Below are 1,571 nucleotides of genomic sequence, written 5' to 3' on the forward strand. Positions count from 1 at the left end.
GCGCCCGCCCACCGGGGCCTTCCGGCTCCTCGGTGCCGGCGGCCCGCAGCAGGTCGCGGAACGGGCCCGGCTCGGCCGCCAGCCGCCGGCGCGGGCCGTGCTGCACGACGCGCCCGGCCTCCAGCACCGCCACCGCGTCGCAGCGGCGGGTCGTGGACAGCCGATGGGCCACCACCAGGCCCGTGCGCCCCGCCAGCAGCCGGTCGGCGGCGGTGGAGACCAGCCGCTCGGTCTGCGGGTCCATCCGGGCGGTGGCCTCGTCGAGCACCACCACCGACACGTCGCGCACCAGCAGCCGCGCGAACGCCACCAGCTGCTCCTCCCCGGCCGACAGGGTCGTGCCGCCGACGCCGAGGCGGGTGTCCAGCCCCTCGGGCAGCGAGGCCACCCACGACTGCAGGCCCAGGGCCGCCACCGCCCGCTGCACGGCGGCGCGCGGCACGTCCGCGAACAGGGTGATGTTGTCCGCCAGGCTCGCCGCCAGCAGCTCGGTGCGCTGGGTGACCACCCCGACGGCGCCGCGCAGCTCCTCCAGCGCGGTGTCGCGCACGTCCCGGTCCGCCACGAGCACCGCGCCCACCGGCGGCTCCACCGCCCGCACCATCAGCTTCACCAGCGTCGACTTGCCCGCGCCGCTGCGCCCCACCAGCGCGCACGTCGTGCCGGCCTCGACGACGAGGTCCACCCCCCGCAGCGCGAACCCCCCCGGGTAGGCGAAGGACAGCGCCCGGAACTCCACCCGCGCCGGCCCCGGCGGCAGCCCCGCCCCGGCCACCGGCTCCCGCTCGGCCTCCAGCAGCGAGCGGATCCGCGCCAGGGCACCCATCCCCGACTGCAGCTCCGGCAGGTGGTTGGCGACGCTGTTGAGCTGGCCGATGAAGGAGCTCGCCAGCAGCCACAGGGTCACGAAGGACCCCACGCCGGCGCCGCCGCCGCCCACCAGCGCCACGCCGGCGACCACGAGCAGGGCCAGCAGGCCGTGCAGCAGCAGGCCGGTGCGCAGCGCCACCGCCGTGGAGGCCCGGCACGTGGCGCGCACCCGCACCAGCACCGCCCGGGCGCGCTCGGCGTACTGGCGCACCACCAGGGGCTGCCCCAGCGAGGAGCGCACGTCGTCGCGCCCGGCGACGGCCTCCTCCAGCTGCGCGGCGTGCTCGGACCAGGCCGCCTCCTCGGCCAGCTTGCGCTCGGCCACGACCCGCGTCAGCGGCACCGCCAGCGCCAGCGCCGCCGCCGCGGCCAGCGGGAACGCGATCCAGGCCCCCCACCACGTCGCGCCGGCCACCACCCACGCCAGCAGCGAGCGCAGCAGCGCCCGGCCCATCTCCCACCCCGGCCCCCGCAGCAGGTTCGCCACCTGCGCGGGGTCGTCGTCGACGCGGTCCAGCACCTCCCCGACGGCCTGCTCGTCGAGCACCGCCAGCGGTTGGTGCAGCGCCGCGTCGAGCAGGTCCGCGCGCAGCTCGCCCTCGGCGCGCCCGACCACCCCCGAGAGCACCGCGCGCCCGGCGGTGTCGGCGACCGCCGCGGCCCGCAGCAGCCCCGCCAGGGCCAGCACCAGCTGCCCGCTC

Annotated in this window: 1 protein-coding gene; it reads right to left on the reverse strand. The window is 78.7% G+C overall.

Annotated features, from left to right (window positions below; translation table 11 throughout):
* The coding region (locus ABEB16_RS21375) for an ABC transporter ATP-binding protein (RefSeq protein ID WP_345714192.1) at positions 1 to 1,571 on the reverse strand (1,571 nt) is incomplete at both ends.

It is taken from the genome of Kineococcus glutinatus (genome assembly GCF_039542765.1).
Classification (GTDB): domain Bacteria; phylum Actinomycetota; class Actinomycetes; order Actinomycetales; family Kineococcaceae; genus Kineococcus_A; species Kineococcus_A glutinatus.